1 protein-coding gene is annotated in these 946 nt (G+C 61.5%); it reads right to left on the bottom strand.

Annotated features, from left to right (window positions below; genetic code table 11):
• Positions 1-946: FAD-dependent oxidoreductase (locus tag DD606_RS25655; RefSeq protein WP_176691518.1), on the bottom strand; the 946-nt coding region annotated here is incomplete at both ends.

Here is a 946-nt window from a genome sequence, read left to right as displayed (position 1 = left end):
GCTGCTTAAGCGCATTCGCCGCCTCCAGCCCCAGCAGGCCGCCGCCAATCACCACACCGCGGCGAGAGCCTGCCGCATGGGCCGCAATGTTGTCCAGATCGTCGAGGGTGCGGTAGACAAAACAACCCGGCAGATCGTTGCCCGGAACGGGTGGTACGAACGGGTACGAGCCGGTCGCCAGCACCAGCTTGTCCCAGTGAGTCTCATGGCCACTGGCGGTACGCACTACGTGTGCATCACGATCGATAGCAACGATCTGCTGGGAGAGGCGCAGCTCAATGCCGTTATCGGCAAAGAACTCCCCCGCCACCAGCGAGAGCGAGTCCGCGCTGCGTCCGCCAAAATATTCCGACAGATGCACGCGGTCATAGGCGGCATAGCGCTCTTCGCCAAAAACAATAATCTGATACTGCTGATGCAAATTGCGGTTAACGCAGTCTTCGAGGAAATGATGGCCGACCATACCGTGCCCAACCACCACCAGAGTAGGTTTTGTCATAGCGTTCTGTCCTGCAACCTGCGGTTGCGTTGTGAAACGATCGAACAGCCAGTCCGCGTGGGCGGGCGCAGCCGTTGCCAGTAAATCGGTAAAGGTTGCCGCGCTGCGGCAGTCACCCAGCAGCAGCACGCCAGCCAGCGCCCCCTGATGGATCAGTAAACGTCGATAGTGACGGGTCAGCGGATCCCATGAACTCCAGACCACATCGTCCGCCTGCGCCGTCGCGCGCCCGAGGCTGAACAGATCCACGCCGGTCACCTTAAGGCGCACACCGTTGTCGGTCAGGGTAAACGGCGCGGTGACCTCCCCGGCCAGCCGCGCGGCAAGAATATCCGCCTGCGCCAGACAGGGGGCCACCAGGCCAAACGTCTGGCCGTCAATTTCGCAGCACTCGCCGATGGCGTAGATACCCGGCACGGAGGTTTGCATCTCCTGATCCACCACGAT

The organism is Enterobacter cloacae complex sp. GF14B, from assembly GCF_004136805.1.
GTDB classification, from domain to species: domain Bacteria; phylum Pseudomonadota; class Gammaproteobacteria; order Enterobacterales; family Enterobacteriaceae; genus Enterobacter; species Enterobacter hormaechei_C.
Note: the sequence above shows the minus strand (reverse complement) of the source record. Positions and strands in the feature narration are given on the sequence as shown.